General features: G+C 38.6%; 14 protein-coding genes. All 14 read left to right on the top strand.

The genetic code is table 11. From position 1 onward, the window contains the following. Window positions 1-3 precede the first annotated feature (3 nt). A complete protein-coding gene (locus NST77_RS17645) occupies window positions 4-642 on the top strand; it encodes a bifunctional 4-hydroxy-2-oxoglutarate aldolase/2-dehydro-3-deoxy-phosphogluconate aldolase (RefSeq protein ID WP_047941994.1) in 639 nt (212 codons plus the stop codon). Between the two features lie 14 nt (window positions 643-656). Then, complete coding sequence (gene dgoD, locus NST77_RS17640; RefSeq protein WP_341123320.1) at window positions 657-1805, top strand: galactonate dehydratase; 1149 nt, start codon at window positions 657-659, stop codon at window positions 1803-1805. A gap of 86 nt (window positions 1806-1891) precedes the next feature. Next, a complete protein-coding gene (locus NST77_RS17635) occupies window positions 1892-3202 on the top strand; it encodes an MFS transporter (protein ID WP_341123319.1) in 1311 nt (436 codons plus the stop codon). Window positions 3203-3370: 168 nt separating this feature from the next. Further along, complete coding sequence (tnpA, locus tag NST77_RS17630) at window positions 3371-3826, top strand: IS200/IS605 family transposase (protein WP_095330205.1); 456 nt, start codon at window positions 3371-3373, stop codon at window positions 3824-3826. A gap of 452 nt (window positions 3827-4278) precedes the next feature. After that, window positions 4279-5091, top strand: a complete 813-nt coding sequence (locus NST77_RS17625; protein WP_341123318.1) for a creatininase family protein — start codon at window positions 4279-4281, stop codon at window positions 5089-5091. Between the two features lie 26 nt (window positions 5092-5117). Then, on the top strand, window positions 5118-5918 hold the full coding sequence (locus tag NST77_RS17620) for an ABC transporter ATP-binding protein (RefSeq protein WP_095329657.1): 801 nt from the start codon (window positions 5118-5120) through the stop codon (window positions 5916-5918). Between the two features lie 15 nt (window positions 5919-5933). After that, the gene (locus NST77_RS17615; protein ID WP_095329658.1) at window positions 5934-7271 is read left to right on the top strand and encodes an FAD-binding oxidoreductase; all 1338 of its coding nucleotides are present in this window, start codon (window positions 5934-5936) and stop codon (window positions 7269-7271) included. Between the two features lie 13 nt (window positions 7272-7284). Further along, window positions 7285-8133: an ABC transporter permease gene (locus NST77_RS17610; protein WP_123260435.1), complete on the top strand. Its 849-nt coding sequence runs from the start codon at window positions 7285-7287 to the stop codon at window positions 8131-8133. A 48-nt stretch (window positions 8134-8181) separates the two neighbouring features. After that, the gene (locus NST77_RS17605) at window positions 8182-9177 is read left to right on the top strand and encodes an ABC transporter substrate-binding protein (RefSeq protein ID WP_341123317.1); all 996 of its coding nucleotides are present in this window, start codon (window positions 8182-8184) and stop codon (window positions 9175-9177) included. Between the two features lies 1 nt (window position 9178). Beyond that, window positions 9179-10501, top strand: coding sequence for an amidohydrolase family protein (locus tag NST77_RS17600; protein ID WP_341123759.1), 1323 nt, complete (start codon window positions 9179-9181; stop codon window positions 10499-10501). A gap of 21 nt (window positions 10502-10522) precedes the next feature. Continuing rightward, window positions 10523-11758: an amidohydrolase family protein gene (locus tag NST77_RS17595; protein WP_341123315.1), complete on the top strand. Its 1236-nt coding sequence runs from the start codon at window positions 10523-10525 to the stop codon at window positions 11756-11758. 51 nt (window positions 11759-11809) lie between these two features. Next, window positions 11810-12046 (top strand): ferredoxin, encoded by a 237-nt coding sequence (locus tag NST77_RS17590; RefSeq protein WP_095329661.1) that lies wholly within the window; start codon window positions 11810-11812, stop codon window positions 12044-12046. Between the two features lie 210 nt (window positions 12047-12256). After that, window positions 12257-13144: a hypothetical protein gene (locus NST77_RS17585; RefSeq protein ID WP_172859822.1), complete on the top strand. Its 888-nt coding sequence runs from the start codon at window positions 12257-12259 to the stop codon at window positions 13142-13144. A 159-nt stretch (window positions 13145-13303) separates the two neighbouring features. Continuing rightward, complete coding sequence (locus NST77_RS17580) at window positions 13304-15424, top strand: BglG family transcription antiterminator (protein WP_341123314.1); 2121 nt, start codon at window positions 13304-13306, stop codon at window positions 15422-15424. The last annotated feature ends 9 nt before the right edge of the window (window positions 15425-15433 follow it).

Below are 15433 nucleotides of genomic sequence, written 5' to 3'. Positions count from 1 at the left end.
AAGATGAGTACACTTCAGAAAATTTTCGATCATAAATTAATTGCCATCATACGTGGGGCTGACCCAGAGGATACATTGAAAATTGTTAAGTCCTTATATGAAGGGGGAATAAGAGTAGTCGAAATTACGATGAATTCGCCGAAAGCGCTAACAGCCATTGAAAGGGCAGTCGACGAATTTGGAGACAGAATGGCGGTAGGTGCTGGTACGGTGTTAGATGCAGAGTCTGCGCGAAGTGCTCTGTTAGCTGGTGCTCAATTTATTTTATCCCCGACTTATAAAGAGGAAACCATCCGGATGACCAAAAGATATGGTGCAGTTAGCATTCCTGCTGCTTTCACCCCAACTGAAATTTTGGAAGCGTACGAGTCTGGAGGGGATATTATAAAAGTTTTTCCAGCCACTGCTGTAGGTCCGAAGTTTATCAAGGATATTCATGGGCCATTGCCGCAAATACCATTGTTACCAACTGGCGGAGTGGATTTAACAAATGTGAAGGAATACTTAGAAGCCGGGGCTGCAGGATTGGGAATTGGTAGTTCGTTAGTAGACACAAAAAAGGAAATAACGGAACAATATTTACAAGAATTAACTGAAAAGTCAAATAAATTTACGTTGTTAGCACAAAATTATTCATTATAAGGAGTGTTTTTTCTATGAAAATAACAGGCTATGAATTATTCACCGTACAACCACGTTGGTTATTCTTGAAAATCGAAACAGATGAAGGAATTGTTGGATGGGGAGAACCAGTAATTGAAGGGAAAGCTGCTACAGTCACAGGGGCTGTAGAAGAACTAATGACGTATCTAATTGGGAAAGATCCATTAAGAATTGAAGATCACTGGAATGTCATGTATAGAGGAGGCTTTTATAGAGGCGGTCCGATTCTTATGAGTGCTATCGCTGGAATTGATCAAGCACTTTGGGATATAAAAGGAAAATACTATGATGCCCCAGTCTATCAATTATTAGGCGGAGCATGCCGTGACTCTATCAAGGTTTATTCATGGATTGGCGGAGACCGCCCAAGTGATACGGCAAGAGCGGCAAAAGAGTGTGTCGATAAAGGGTTTCAAGCGATAAAGATGAATGCATCGGAAGAAATGCAATACATAGATTCCTATGAAAAGGTGAATAAAGTACTTGAAAACGTTGCAGCTATTCGTGCAGCCGTTGGCAAAAATATCGGGATTGGAATTGACTTTCACGGGCGTGTGCATAAGCCAATGGCAAAAGTGCTAGCTAAAGCATTAGAAGAATTTAATCCAATGTTTATTGAAGAACCAGTATTACCAGAAAATAATGAAGCATTAAGAGAAATTGCGTCATTAACGGCTATCCCTATCGCAACAGGCGAACGTATGTTTTCAAGATGGGATTTCAAATCCTTATTAAGGGATGGATATGTTGATATTATCCAGCCAGATTTATCCCATGCAGGTGGAATCACGGAATGCAAAAAAATTATCAGTATGGCTGAAGCTTATGATGTAGCAGCAGCACCACACTGTCCATTAGGGCCGATTGCATTAGCGGCTTGTTTACAAGTAGATGCAACAGCACATAATGCTGTCATTCAAGAACAGAGTCTAGGTATTCATTATAACCAAGGCAGTGATTTACTTGATTACTTAAAGGATCCAACAGTCTTTTCTTACGAAGATGGTTATGTGAAAATTCCGCAAGGACCTGGACTAGGGATTGAGGTTGATGAGGATGTTGTTCGTGAAATGGCGAAAACAGGTCATCAATGGCAAAACCCAGTATGGCGTCATCGTGATGGAAGCGTGGCAGAGTGGTAAGGATGCTGGTTGTACGGCAGGGAGAAACTCCCTGCCGTAGAAAGAAAAGGATTGATAGTGAAAGAGGACGATAGGAGGACTAAGGTATGAAGAACAAAGCAACAAAGGTTCGCTATAGTGTTGTATTCATGTTATTTATAACGGTTATTATTAACTATATGGATCGAAGTAACATATCTATTGCAGCTCCCTTTATTACGGAAGAGCTAGGATTAAGTTCTGTGACAATGGGTCTTATTTTTTCAGCTTTTGGTTGGACGTATTGCTTGCTTCAAATTCCAGGTGGCTGGGTGTTGGATAAACTAGGGAACCGTAATACTCATGCAATTGGGATTGCAGGATTCTCCCTTATGACTTTACTTCAAGGATTTGCAAGCGGTTTCCTAGGGTTGTTTATATTACGAGTAGGTTTAGGAGTTTTTGAAGCACCAGCTTTCCCGACAAATAGTAAGGTTGCAGCTAGCTGGTTTCCGGAAAATGAACGTGCAAGAGCAATTTCCATTTACACCTCAGGTCAATTTATTGGACTAGCATTCCTAACACCGACTCTTATTTTCTTCCAACAAACGTTTGGATGGAGAGGCCTGTTTATTGTTACTGGTATTATTGGACTTGTGTGGGCCGTTCTTTGGTTCATTCTTTATCGCGATCCAAGCAAAAGTAAAAAAGTGAACAAGGCCGAACTTGATTACATTCAAGCTGGAGACGGCTTTGTTGATGCAGCTGCTGATAAAGTGGACAAACCGAAAATCGGAAAGAAAGATTTCGCAACGGTCTTAACAAGCAGAAAGCTTTGGGGAATCTATATTGGCCAATTTGCAGTTAGCTCCACCCTATGGTTTTTCTTAACTTGGTTCCCTACCTATTTAGTCGAGTATCGCGGCTTATCCTTTATTAAGACCGGATTTTTAGCATCCTTGCCCTTTATTGCCGCATTTATCGGGGTCCTTTCCGCAGGTTTCCTTTCCGACTTCCTTGTGAAAAAAGGAGTGTCTAGCAATAAAGCAAGAAAAACACCAATAATCGCAGGCTTAATCTTATCTACCTCCATTATCGGAGCCAACTATGTGAATAGTCCAAGCTTAATTGTATTGTTCATGTCTATTGCCTTTTTTGGTAACGGTTTCGCCTCGATCACATGGGTATTCGTTTCTCTATTAGCACCAAAACGACTAATCGGTATTGCCGGCGGCGTCTTTAATTTCATTGGGGGAACAGCCTCTATTATTATTCCAATTGTCATTGGCTTCTTAGTAAAAGGAGGCAGCTTTGCACCAGCTCTTACATTCATTGCCTGCATCGCATTAGTAGGCGCCCTGTCCTATATATTCCTAGTAGGGAAAGTCGAACGGGTACCAGAACGAACAGATAATGACAAAATAATTAACATCTCTTAAGGAGCAGGGGGATAGTTCCCCTGCTTCCTTTTTTAATTACTCTTTTTAAACCACAGGCTCTGCCTGTGTGAAAATAAAACTTGTAGAGTCGTATTAGAAAAAAACTCCAATCGTTATAATAGAAGATGGCCGTCAAACCAACTTCAAATAACGAGAGGAGTTCTGCTCATGTCGAGCGACAATAGTTTATCACATACAAGATGGAATTGTAAGTATCATATCGTATTTATTCCCAAATACAGAAGGAAAGTAGTATATGGGAAATTAAGAAAAGATATAGGTGCTATATTGAGAAAACTATGTGAAATGAAAGATGTAGAAATAATGGAAGCACATGCCATGCCAGATCATATACACATGCTGGTAAAAATACCACCGAAAATGTCTGTTTCGTATTTCATGGGATATTTAAAAGGTAAAAGTTCATTGATGATCCATGATAGACATGCAAATTTAAAATATAATCATGGAAATCGAACGTTTTGGGCGAAAGGATATTACGTAAGTACGGTTGGATTAAACGAAAAAACAATTGCAAAGTATATACGAGAGCAAGAAGCAGAGGACCGTTTGCGAGATAATATGAGCAAACGAGAATACGTCGATCCATTTAAAGATAAGTAGGGAGAGTAAACGGTTGGCGGTCAATTTAGAGGTCCCTTTAGGGGCTTCGTTGGTAAAGTGCCCTTATAGGGCGAAATTAAAACCGCCGGTTCTACCGGCGGATACTTACTTCTTCTATTATTGCTTATTGCTATTTTTTCCTAGTCCTCTATCCTCGCAACTTTACCTTTTGCGCCAACTGATGATAAATTTCTAAAACAGAAGGAAGATATCGAATGAAAAGCATCTCCTTCATCTATAAATTATCCCAATATTCAAATTTGTTCAAAGTATACAAAATATTATGAAAATATCCACAAAACTGCTAATGTTTATTTGCAAAGTAACCACTAATATAAATATTATGTTTATGTTAGTAAATATAACATCAGCTGTGATGGCGTGGCATAAAAAGTTAATTTTTGGATAAGTGTAAGGGGAAATTGTAGTTTTCTTAAAGGGGATGGGAAAAAATGTTACATAGAAGATATAGCGGTCATGCATTTGAAAAAAGGTTTTTACCTAGATTGACATCCAAAGAAATCAAGGAATTAGATAAGGAAAATGCTCTTGTTATTTTGCCGATCGGTGCAGTAGAACAACATGGACCACATTTGCCTGTTTATACAGATACATTAATAGGCGAAGGGCTATTAGTGGAAGCATTAAATTTAATCCCAGATGAGGATGTTTGGATTTTACCTTTCTTACCATATGGAAAGAGTACAGAGCATTTAGGGATGTCAGGAACGATAACATTATCGGCAGATACTTTACAGGCTGTCATTCGTGATATTGCGAAAAGTATACGAGAAAGTGGATTTAAAAAATTACTTCTGTTCAATACGCATGGAGGGAATCATGATCTTCTAAATATGATGGCAAGAGAAGTACGGATTGAAACAGGGATGAATGTCTTTCGACTAAACCCTGATTATTCGGTCATACATTCCCTTATTTCTGATAAGGAACAAAAGTATGGGATTCATGGAGGCGAGGTCGAGACGTCCATGGTGTTAGCGTTAAAAGAAGCATGGGTGGACATGGAACTTAGTCCAACAGAGTTTGTCCACTTACCTAAAGATACACAGCATTTATATTTGAAAGGAAACAGTTACTTTGCGTGGGTGATGAAGGATATATCGGAAACGGGAATTGCGGGAGATGCTGCTAGTGCGACCATTGAAAAAGGGGAACAGATTCTTCAATTAGTTAGTGAAAGCTTTGCCGGTGCTATTAAGGAAATGATTCGTTTCGATCTTCGTACAGTTAAAAGTACAATATAATTCGAAAACTCAGGAGGAGGTTCTGTATGCAAAATACCAATGTGATGGAAGGACAAAAGCTGCATCCTTTAAATGAAAAGATTGTTCATCTCCAAAATGTTAATAAGATTTATCCAAATGGGAAAACAGCCGTTCAAAATGTCAGTCTCGATATTGAACAGGGAGAGTTTGTATCCTTTGTTGGTCCATCAGGCTGTGGAAAATCAACGATTTTTAAGATGATTTCCGGGTTGATTGAACATACAGATGGAGAACTAACGATTCTAGGGAAGAGCCCTCGTCAAGCTCAAAAACAGAGCACAGATGTATCCTTCGTTTTTCAAGATGCTACCTTATTACCTTGGAGAAATGTAATGGACAATATTTTGCTTCCACTCGAATTCCAGCAAATCCCTAAAAAGCGAAAAGAGGAAATGGCAGAAAAAGTGTTGGAATTAGTAGGATTAAAGGATTTCCGCAAAGCTTTGCCAAGGGAATTATCTGGCGGTATGAAAATGAGGGTATCGATTGCCAGGGCGCTTGTGGCGAAACCAAAACTACTATTAATGGATGAGCCCTTTGGCGCTTTAGATGAAATTACGAGACAAAACTTGCAAACAGAGTTGTTAAAAATATGGGGAAAGGAAAAAATGACCGTTCTATTCATTACCCATAATGTATTTGAGGCTGTGTATTTATCAACGAAAATTGCCGTAATGACCCCTAGTCCAGGAAAAATTGAAAATACAGTCGAAGTGGACTTACCCTTTCCGAGAAATGCTGAATTAAGAACTTCCCATCATTTTAGTGATATAGCAGCAAAGGTTTCTCATTATTTACAATTTTAATAGGTGGTGATTTTTATGTGGTTAGATAAATTAATAGAGTTAGTGGGAGAAGAGAAGGTCATTGTAAGTGATAACTTAAGAGAACGATTGTCTAAGGATTATTACTGGTATTCGCCCGTACTATTCGAAGAATTAAAGGATAAAGTAGCTGATTGTGTAGTAAAACCGACATCGATAGAAGAGATACGAGGGTTGGTAACTTTTGCAGTCGAAAATAAAGTACCTGTAACGATTAGAGGAGCTGGAACAGGTAACTATGGGCAGGCCATTCCCTTAAAAGGCGGGATTGTGCTCGATTTAACGAAAATGGATAAATTACTAGAATTAAAAGACGATACTGTCAAAGTACAGGCGGGAATGCGTCTTGGCACATTAGAAAAAAACTTACGAAAACAAGGAAAAGAACTAAGGATTTATCCAAGCACTTTTATGACTGCGACAGTAGGCGGTTTCTTATGCGGAGGTTCAGGTGGAATTGGTTCCATTCGGTGGGGCAATTTATGGGATGGCAATATTCTAAGTGTGACGGTGATGACTTTTGAAGGCGAGCCGAGAGTCTTTGAGGTAGTAGGAGAGGAAATAGAGGACTATATACATAATTACGGGACAACCGGGATTGTGTTAGAAGCTATTTTACCAGTGGAGGAGAAGCAAGAGTGGACCCAGCACATCATTTCCTTCCCGACCTTTAAAGAGGCGGTGAAATTTGGGGATGAGTTAGCCCATAAGGAAGAGATAATAAAACGTCTCGTATCTGTGTGTGAATGGCCGATTCCTTCTCACTTTCATTCGCTAAAAGATGTTCTTCATGAGGGGAAATCTATTACGATGCTAGAAATAGAGGAGTCCTGTTTGGATGCGTTACAAAGCTTAGTAGATAAATATAAAGGAAGCACGGATTTAATGATACCTGCTAACAACTATCATAAAGGTTTAAAGGTATCTGATTTTACATGGAATCATGCAACACTTTGGGCTCATAAGCATGGTGAGAATATGACATACCTTCAAGCCAGATTTAAAGTGGATCGTATTTTTGAACAGATGGATACATTGAGGGCGGAATTTGGAGAGGAGATTCAATTTCACTTTGAGTATATCAAGATAAAAGGAAAAATTACTCCTGCCTCCTTACCAGTCATACTCTATCAGTCAAAAGAAAGATTATATGAAATTATTGATTTCTGCCGAACGATAGAAGTGGAAATTAATGATCCCCATACGTACTTACTTGGATTTGGCGGTTATAATCTGAAAATGGAAAAGATCTTAATGAAGAAACGAGAAAATGATCCTTTCGATTTACTAAATCCAGGTAAGATTCCGGTGAAACAAGAATCAGAGATTATTTAAAAGGAGGGATATTATGGAACAAGCATCACAAAAGGTTACCGAAGTGCAGATAATAGGAATAAAAACGGATAAAAAATGGACGAAAGCGTTTAGCGTTTGGATTCCCCCTTTGATTGTATTTGTATTGTTTATGCTCCTTTGGCAATACGGTACCGTGCTATTTCAAATACCACCCTATCTATTGCCGAAACCAACAGATATTCTTCAAGCTTCACTAGAGAACTGGGAGAACTTGCGAAATGCAGTGACTAAAACGATTACTGCTTCTATCATTGGATTTATTTTTAGTGTGATTGGGGGAGTCATTGCAGCAATATTAATGGCTAGTTCGAAAATGCTGGAAAGAAGCTTGTACCCTTACGCCATTCTTCTCCAGACGATTCCGATTGTCGCGATTGCCCCGATTATTGTTATCTGGTTCGGATCTGGAACAAATGCGATTGTCATTATTGCCTTTACGATTGGATTTTTTCCAATGCTGTCTAATACCTTAGTGGGTTTAAATGCAACAGATCGAGGAATGATTAATCTACTAACCTTGTACCAAGCGTCTAAATGGAAAATTATGTGGAAGGTCCGCATTCCTTTTGCCCTCCCTTATATTATGGCTGGGCTGAAAATCTCCTGTACCCTTGCTGTGGTTGGTGCAATTGTCGGAGAGTATATTGCGGGTATTGGCGGTGGAGACGGTGGGTTAGGCTATGCGATTACCGTTGCCTCTAGTCGCATGGAAACAGCCTACTTATTTGCCTGTGGAATTTCTGCGAGTATTTTAGGGATTGTCTTTTTCCTGTTGGTCAATCTATTGTCAAAATGGGTTTTAGGATCCTGGCATGAATCAGAAATGAAACGAGACAATTAATAGGTATGTGATTTTTTACTAGATAATCGTAAAGGGGGAAATTAGTGAATGAGGAAAATAAAATCATCCAAAAAAATTGGTGTGTTCATCACTGCCATGTCTATGTTGCTGCTTACGGCCTGTGGAGATGCGAAGGAATCAGACGGAAGCTCTAAGGATGGAGAATTAATGAAAGCTAAATTAGTTACAAATTGGTTTGCTCAGCCGGAGCATGGTGGGAACTATGCCGCCTTAAAACAGGATTTCTATAAAGAAGAAGGACTTGATATGACGATTGAGCCAGGCGGTCCGCAAATTTCGTCTACACAAATAGTCGCTTCTGGCAAAGCCCAATTTGGTTATACGCAAGCAGAGGATGTTCTAATCGCCAGAGATAAAGGAATACCTTTAGTAGCAATTGGCGCAATTTTTCAAAAAAGTCCTCAAGTATTAATAGGGCATGAAGGTGCATTAAAGGATTTCAAAGATTTAGATGGTAAAACAGTATACACAGCACCAGGCAGTGGCTATTGGGAGTATATTAAGAAGGCAAATGACTTAGAAGTGAAGGATATGGCTTATACCGGATCATTGTCAACATTTATTGATGACCCTAATGCCGTCACACAAGGGTATGTTACTTCGGAGCCTTATGTTTTAGAGCAGGATGGAGTAAAAACAGACTACTTATTCATTCATGACTCTGGGTTTGAAACATATGCCAATGTTATTTTCACGACAGAAGATGTAATTAAAGATAATCCTGAATTGGTTCAATCCTTTATGAAGGCGACGACAAAAGGCTGGGAATATTACCGCGACCATTCAGACGAGATTAATCCTTTCTTAAAGGAGAAAAATCCTGATTTATCCATGGAATTAATGGATTATGGAGCGAAAGCGGAAGAAGAATTGATTTTTGGCGGGGATGCAAAAGAGCGTGGATTTGGTTATATGTCTGATGAGCGCTGGACAATGCTCCAAGATGAGCTGCTGGATCTGGGCATTATTAAAAAGAAAGAAGATGTTTCAAAAATATTTACGAATAAATATTTAGGTGAATAAGATGAAGGATATTCAATTGATCAATGTTTCTTTGCCATTGCTGAATATAGAAAAGCTTTATACCATTGTGATTCAAAACGGCATGTATACAAAAGTAGAACCACAAACCCAAAAGCGGAATGGGAATTTTTCCGTATTTAAAGACATTTGGAGCAGTAAGGAAGATCATCAACCAATAATAGATATGGGGGGGAGAATTCTTCTTCCCTCTTTTATTGATATCCATACCCATCTTGATAAAGCATTCTCTTTAGAAACGGTGCCGAATAAGTCGGGCACGCTAATCGAGGCAATTAGAAATTATAGCGGAAAAGCGGCGTCTTTTTCCAAAGAAGAAATAAAACAGCGAGTGATGAAAGGCGCGCTTCAAGCACTTTCGCATGGCACCACACATATACGTACACATGTTAACTTTGAATGGAATATATCGAATGAGTTGGCATTAAGCCATCTGCAAGCAGTACTGGAAGCAAGAGATTTATTAAAGTCGTATGTGTCTATACAAGTTGTTCCGATGTTCTCAGACCTATCGGTGAAGTCGGAAAGAGAACGAGATGTATTGAAAGAAGCGATTTCCTATGGGATAGATGGCATTGGCGGAGCACCACATTTGTCACCGAACGCAACAAAAGATATCGATCAGCTGTTTGAACTAGCCGCTAAATATGATAAGTTCGTTGATCTGCATGTGGATGAACAGGATAATCCGGAAGTTTGTACAATTGAAAGAATTATTGATAATACGAAGAAATGGGATTTTCAAGGAAGAGTAACGACGGGGCATTTATGCTCTCTGTCTGCTATGACAGAGGAAAAGTCCGATCGCATTATAGAAGAAATGGCTCTTCAACATATCTACGCTGTCACTTTGCCTGGTGCCAATATGTATTTGCAAGGCAGAGGAGATAAGGGAATCGTTCGAAGAGGAATAACGAGAGTGCGTGAAATGCTACAGAAAAAGGTCGGATTAGCGACAGCCTCCGATAATGTGAGTGATCCCTTTCATCCTTTTGGTCGATTTGATTTATTGCAAATAGGATTGCTCACTGCCTATACAGCACATTTGGCGAGTGAAGAGGAGTTGATAGCTGTTTTAAATATGATAACTCAAACTCCGGCTGCTATTTTTGGGAAAAAGGCCCATGGAATGAAAGAAGGAGGGGTAGCTGAGTTTGTGTTATTCGATGCTACAAATATATATGATCTTTTTGCGAATCTATCTCCCGCGCGGTATGTATACAAAAATGGTGATTGGATTAGTAGCTCCCAATTCGAGCATCGATTCGGCGAAGGCGGTTTAAGTAGATTAGTAGAGCTGGGATAAACAGATGAATGGAGTGAGAAGATGCTTGATTTAGTTTTAAAAAATGCTCAGCTTCCTTTTAAGGAAAATCCTACTAATATAGGTATAAAGGATGGAAAAATCCACTTCATTTCATCAAGCAATTTAATGGGGAATGAGGAAATGGATTTAGAAGGAAATGTGTTACTGCCTCCTTTTGTGGAGATGCACACGCATTTAGATACGGTGCTGACAGCAGGGGAACCTTGGTTTAATCAATCTGGTACATTGGGAGAAGCAATTGATATTTGGTCTGTCAGAAAGCAGTCGCTGACTAAAGAAGATGTGAAAAATAGAGCATTCAAAGCTCTTAAAATGTTGATGGAATATGGCGTGCTATATGTGAGAGCAGCAGTGGATATTTCCGATTCTGACTTAACAGCTTTGCATGCCATCATGGAATTAAGAGAAGAGCTGAAGTCATTCCTTTCTCTTCAAATAATCGCTTTCCCGCAAAATGGAATTATTTCTTGTCCGGAAAATCAAGAGCGGTTAGAAAAAGCAATATTACTAGGAGCTGATGCAGTTAGTGCAGTTCCGCATTTGGAAAATACGAGAGAGGAAGGAATTCAATCATTGGAATTCGCTTTTTCTCTAGCCAAAAAATATGAAAAAGAAATTCATATTTTTTGTGATGAAGTCGATGATGAACATTCTCGTTTCCTTGAAGTTGTCGCAAGCCTGACAATGCAAGGGAAAATGGAGGGAAAGGTAACCGCTAGCCACGCTAATGCCTTGCTTTATTATTCAGATACCTATGCCAACAAAGTCATGTCATTAGTGAAAAAGGCTCAAGTTACAATTGTCTGCTGCCCATTAGTTAACACTACGATGCAAGGGAGAACAGATGCTCATCCAAAGGGGAGAGGTATTACACGTTTGAAAGAGTTAGCGGAATATGGCGTAAATGTATGCATTGCCCATGATGATATCCAAACTCCCTTTTACCCATTCGGAAATGGCAATATCCTTCAAGCAGCTCACATGGCTCTTCATTTAGCACATATGACTGGAAGAGAGGAGCTGAAGCAAATAGTGAACATGATTACGATAAATGGAGCACGAGCTTACTCTATAAAGGATAAGTATGGGATTGAAGTAGGAAAAGAAGCGAATTTTGCCTGCTTTTCAGTAAAAGATGTATATGAGATTTTCTTTAAGCAACCAAAATGCAGGTATTTATTTAGGAAAGGAGCGTTAGTGGTAGAGACGGTGCCGGAGAGAACTAGCTGGAAATGAAAAGATTAGGAGAGGAAGCTTGAGCTAGAAATGGAGGGAAGGGGGATAAGAATGGCTAAATATGTAATGGTTGATAAGGATACATGTATTGCGTGCGGAGCATGTGGAGCAGCGGCCCCAGAGATTTTTGATTACGATGAGGAAGGATTATCAGAGGTGATGATAGATCATAATACAGGAACAGTAGCGTTAGCAGATGAATTATATGATGATTTATTCGATGCAGTTGATGGGTGTCCGACTGGGTCTATTTTGGTAGAGAATTGTCCGTTTGGTGAGGAGAGTTGATGTTTGTTAATGTGTTTATATTTTTTGAGTGTAGAGCTTCTGTTATGAGAAACTGAATTAAGGCATCCCTGTCTAAATTTAGATGGGGATTAAATTTTGTTTGTAAAGCCCAGTTATTAGTGAATAGGGTTGTTTTAAATTTATTAATAAGGTATAAATATAGATAACTACATAGAATTTCTAAGTATAGAAAAGAAGAGGACTGATACAATGACAAAAACAAAATGGCTCTTAGCTTTACTAGCTGCAATGGATATAACACTACTCATCATGCACTATACAGGCTATTATTTTATCTTTCTGCTGCCAACTGGGTATATCCTTCCATTCTGTCTTAACATTCTGATTTTAGTTATAATGGGATTTCGTTCCACTCGTAGACGTTTCTTTTGGGGGATTATTATTTTAATGTTAAGTATTCCTATTTTACTTTTATACGCGCTAATGAATTCCCTTTTGGAAAACAATTATACGACCATTGATTCCCCTTATAACAGGCAGTCGTTAGTGATTGAACATCGGAACTTTACCCTTGGTGAAACCACTTATTATTATGAATTCTACAAAACAAAATTCGGACTAATTGGCAAGCATCTGGAGGGTCAATCCATTAAAGTAATGGTTCGTTCTTCTGACATGGGAGATGAGGGAGATGAAAGTGCCATTGGGTGGAAAAACGCCCAATGGATTACAAAAGATATGGTTCGTTTTCCAACTTTAGAGGGAGAAAAGGATGTTTATTTAAATCCCACTTCTATCCGTAATAATCCTCTCCAAAATAAGAAGGAAGAAAACCAATCCTTTTCGTCAGAAATGAAGGAAAAGATTGAAACCTTTATGAAAATGGCTGAGAAGAAAGAGGATGGACAAGCGATAGAGATTAATGGTAATCGCTTAGAGGTTCGTTATGATAAATCAGCGAATGAAAGCTGGATAGAAGTTGAAAACGACAAGGAGTCAGGAGCGATCCCAAGACAGCAGTGTTCTCGGATAGTGAGGAATGAAGAGAACGGCTATTATATGCTGGAGGAATGTACACATAGATGGGAATATCGGTTGTATCCATTGGAGAATGGGGAAGAGCGTATATACAGATAAATATTTGTTTTCGGATCATGCTGATTAACGAGTACGATTTTGCACAAAAGCTGTTGATTATAATCGGTCTTTCCAGATAAATCGTTAAGAGGTAGAATCAAGCTAAGCAATTGCCCTTTATCTTTTTGCACATTTCTTAAGTGCGAGGAGGAATATGACATGTCATTAGATAAACGCAGTACTGCGATATTAATGCAACTCATCCATGCAGACTCGTATATGTCTGTGGAAGAATTAACAGAGAAATTAAATGTTTCCCGCCGAACCATCTATTATGATATAGAGAAAATAAATGACTGGCTCGAAAGCCTTGGAATCGACAAGGTGAAAAAAGTGCGGAGTGCGGGATTTATACTTGCAGATCAAGTGAAAAAGCTTATTCCAACCAATATAAAGAGAGTACAAGCCTGGCATTATGAATATTCACAAGATGAACGCAAGGCATGGATTGCTATTTATATCTTAATGGGTGGAAAACGATATTTTTTGGAAGACCTAATGGAAAAAACTAGAGTTAGTAGAACGACTACTATTGAAGATATTAAATCTTTAAAAGCTGACATTCGCTCTTTTCATCTTCATTTGGATTTTGAGCGGAAGCAAGGATACACCATATCAGGGGATGAAACGGAAGTTCGGAGAGCAATTGGCTATTATTTATCGATTGCCATCCCCGTCCAAAACCACCATTCATTAGTAGCTGCTCTACAAATTCAACTTAGCGATGCCAAAAACAGTGAGCAACTTTTAACATTGCTAAAACAGGTTTATCATTTACTGTTCCAAAGCGAAAAAGAATTAAATATTAAGTTTACCGATAATATGCTTTACAGCTTAAGTTTGCGATTTATGTTATTTAGCATGAGAATAGCGCAAGAACAATATATAAAAATGGATGAAGTGGAAAAGGAAGTATTACGGAACACGAAAGCATTTTTGGTTGCAAAACAAATTTGCAGGGAACTCCAACGTATATTCCAAACAACCTTTCCTGAAGATGAGCAGATTTATTTAACCACTTACTTATTAGGGGCACGAGTTAATTATTCGGAAGAAGATTTAAATGATAATATCCTTTCAGAAGAATTAATGAAGGTTGCCAAAATAATGACGAATCAATTTCAAATCCTTGCCTGTACCTTATTCGATGATCAGGAAACACTGGTGAAAAATCTTGTTCTTCATTTAAAACCTGCTTTTTATCGAGTCAAATATGGACTTGATGTCGAAAAAAATATTGTTGACTCTGTTAAATCCCAATTTGAAGAGGTGTACTTCCTCACACAGAAAGTAATTGAGCCCTTCGAAAAGTTAATTGGGAAGCAGCTACCAGAAAATGAAATCGCTTATATTTCTTTTCACTTTGGAGGCTGCTTACGGAGAGCTGGGACAACATTAATTTCTAGAAAGAAAGCATTAGTCGTGTGTGCAAATGGGATTGGCACCTCTCAAATATTAAAACAGCAATTAGAAGGGTTATTCTCAACAATCGATATTACTGATTCTGTTTCCGTTAGAGATTATGAGGAGAAGAACTATCATGTTGATCTTATCTTTTCCACAACAGCGATTCAGAAAAAGGACACTCCAGTTTTTATCGTCAGTTCTATTCTATCGGATGCCGAAAAGGAAAGCTTATTAAAAAAGGTAAACGCTATCTTTAATAGCACGCAAAAGCAGCATCTTGCGACAAATAGAATTATCGATGTGGTGGAGCGATATGCAACGATACATCAAAAAGACGAGTTAATGAAGGAATTAAGACAATATTTAAATAGTCCAGAAATGACGATAACCGAAGCCTATAAACCAAACTTACTTGATGTTTTAAAAGAAGAGCATATCCAGACAACTTTAAATGTTCCAAATTGGAAATCAGCTATTAAATTAGCGGCTCGCTCCCTGATAGAAGGCGAATATATTACGGAAGCATACCGAGATGCGATGATTTCAAAAATTGAAGAGTATGGACCTTATATTGTTATTTCACCAAAGGTAGCGATTCCTCATGCTAAACCAGAAGATGGCGTCAAAAAACTAGGCATCAGTTTATTGAAACTGGAAGAAGCTGTTTCTTTTTCAAATGATGAAAAGCATGATGTTTCCTTAATCATTACATTGGCTCCTTTGGATCAAGAATCACATCTCAGGGCTTTATCCCAATTAACAGGATTATTTTCCAAAAAAGACACAGTGAACAGATTAATCAAACTTCAAACAGCACAGGATATCTATCAATATATGAAACAATCCTTAATTGATCAGCAATTGGTTAACTAACATGGAGGT

It is taken from the genome of Niallia sp. FSL W8-0177 (assembly GCF_038006285.1).
Classification (GTDB): domain Bacteria; phylum Bacillota; class Bacilli; order Bacillales; family Cytobacillaceae; genus Niallia; species Niallia circulans_A.
The sequence above is the reverse complement of the archived record's forward strand: the minus strand, read 5'-3'. Positions and strand labels throughout refer to the sequence as shown.

Bases quoted from the DNA above. Each gene is read 5' to 3' on its own strand.
- NST77_RS17595 (WP_341123315.1), top strand. From the start codon at position 10,523: ATGCTTGATTTAGTTTTAAAAAATGCTCAGCTTCCTTTTAAGGAAAAT.
- NST77_RS17590 (WP_095329661.1), top strand. From the start codon at position 11,810: ATGGCTAAATATGTAATGGTTGATAAGGATACATGTATTGCGTGCGGA.
- NST77_RS17585 (WP_172859822.1), top strand. From the start codon at position 12,257: ATGACAAAAACAAAATGGCTCTTAGCTTTACTAGCTGCAATGGATATA.
- NST77_RS17645 (WP_047941994.1), top strand. From the start codon at position 4: ATGAGTACACTTCAGAAAATTTTCGATCATAAATTAATTGCCATCATA.
- NST77_RS17605 (WP_341123317.1), top strand. From the start codon at position 8,182: ATGAGGAAAATAAAATCATCCAAAAAAATTGGTGTGTTCATCACTGCC.
- NST77_RS17600 (WP_341123759.1), top strand. From the start codon at position 9,179: ATGAAGGATATTCAATTGATCAATGTTTCTTTGCCATTGCTGAATATA.
- NST77_RS17620 (WP_095329657.1), top strand. From the start codon at position 5,118: ATGCAAAATACCAATGTGATGGAAGGACAAAAGCTGCATCCTTTAAAT.
- dgoD (WP_341123320.1), top strand. From the start codon at position 657: ATGAAAATAACAGGCTATGAATTATTCACCGTACAACCACGTTGGTTA.
- NST77_RS17625 (WP_341123318.1), top strand. From the start codon at position 4,279: ATGTTACATAGAAGATATAGCGGTCATGCATTTGAAAAAAGGTTTTTA.
- NST77_RS17635 (WP_341123319.1), top strand. From the start codon at position 1,892: ATGAAGAACAAAGCAACAAAGGTTCGCTATAGTGTTGTATTCATGTTA.
- NST77_RS17580 (WP_341123314.1), top strand. From the start codon at position 13,304: ATGTCATTAGATAAACGCAGTACTGCGATATTAATGCAACTCATCCAT.
- NST77_RS17615 (WP_095329658.1), top strand. From the start codon at position 5,934: ATGTGGTTAGATAAATTAATAGAGTTAGTGGGAGAAGAGAAGGTCATT.
- NST77_RS17610 (WP_123260435.1), top strand. From the start codon at position 7,285: ATGGAACAAGCATCACAAAAGGTTACCGAAGTGCAGATAATAGGAATA.
- tnpA (WP_095330205.1), top strand. From the start codon at position 3,371: ATGTCGAGCGACAATAGTTTATCACATACAAGATGGAATTGTAAGTAT.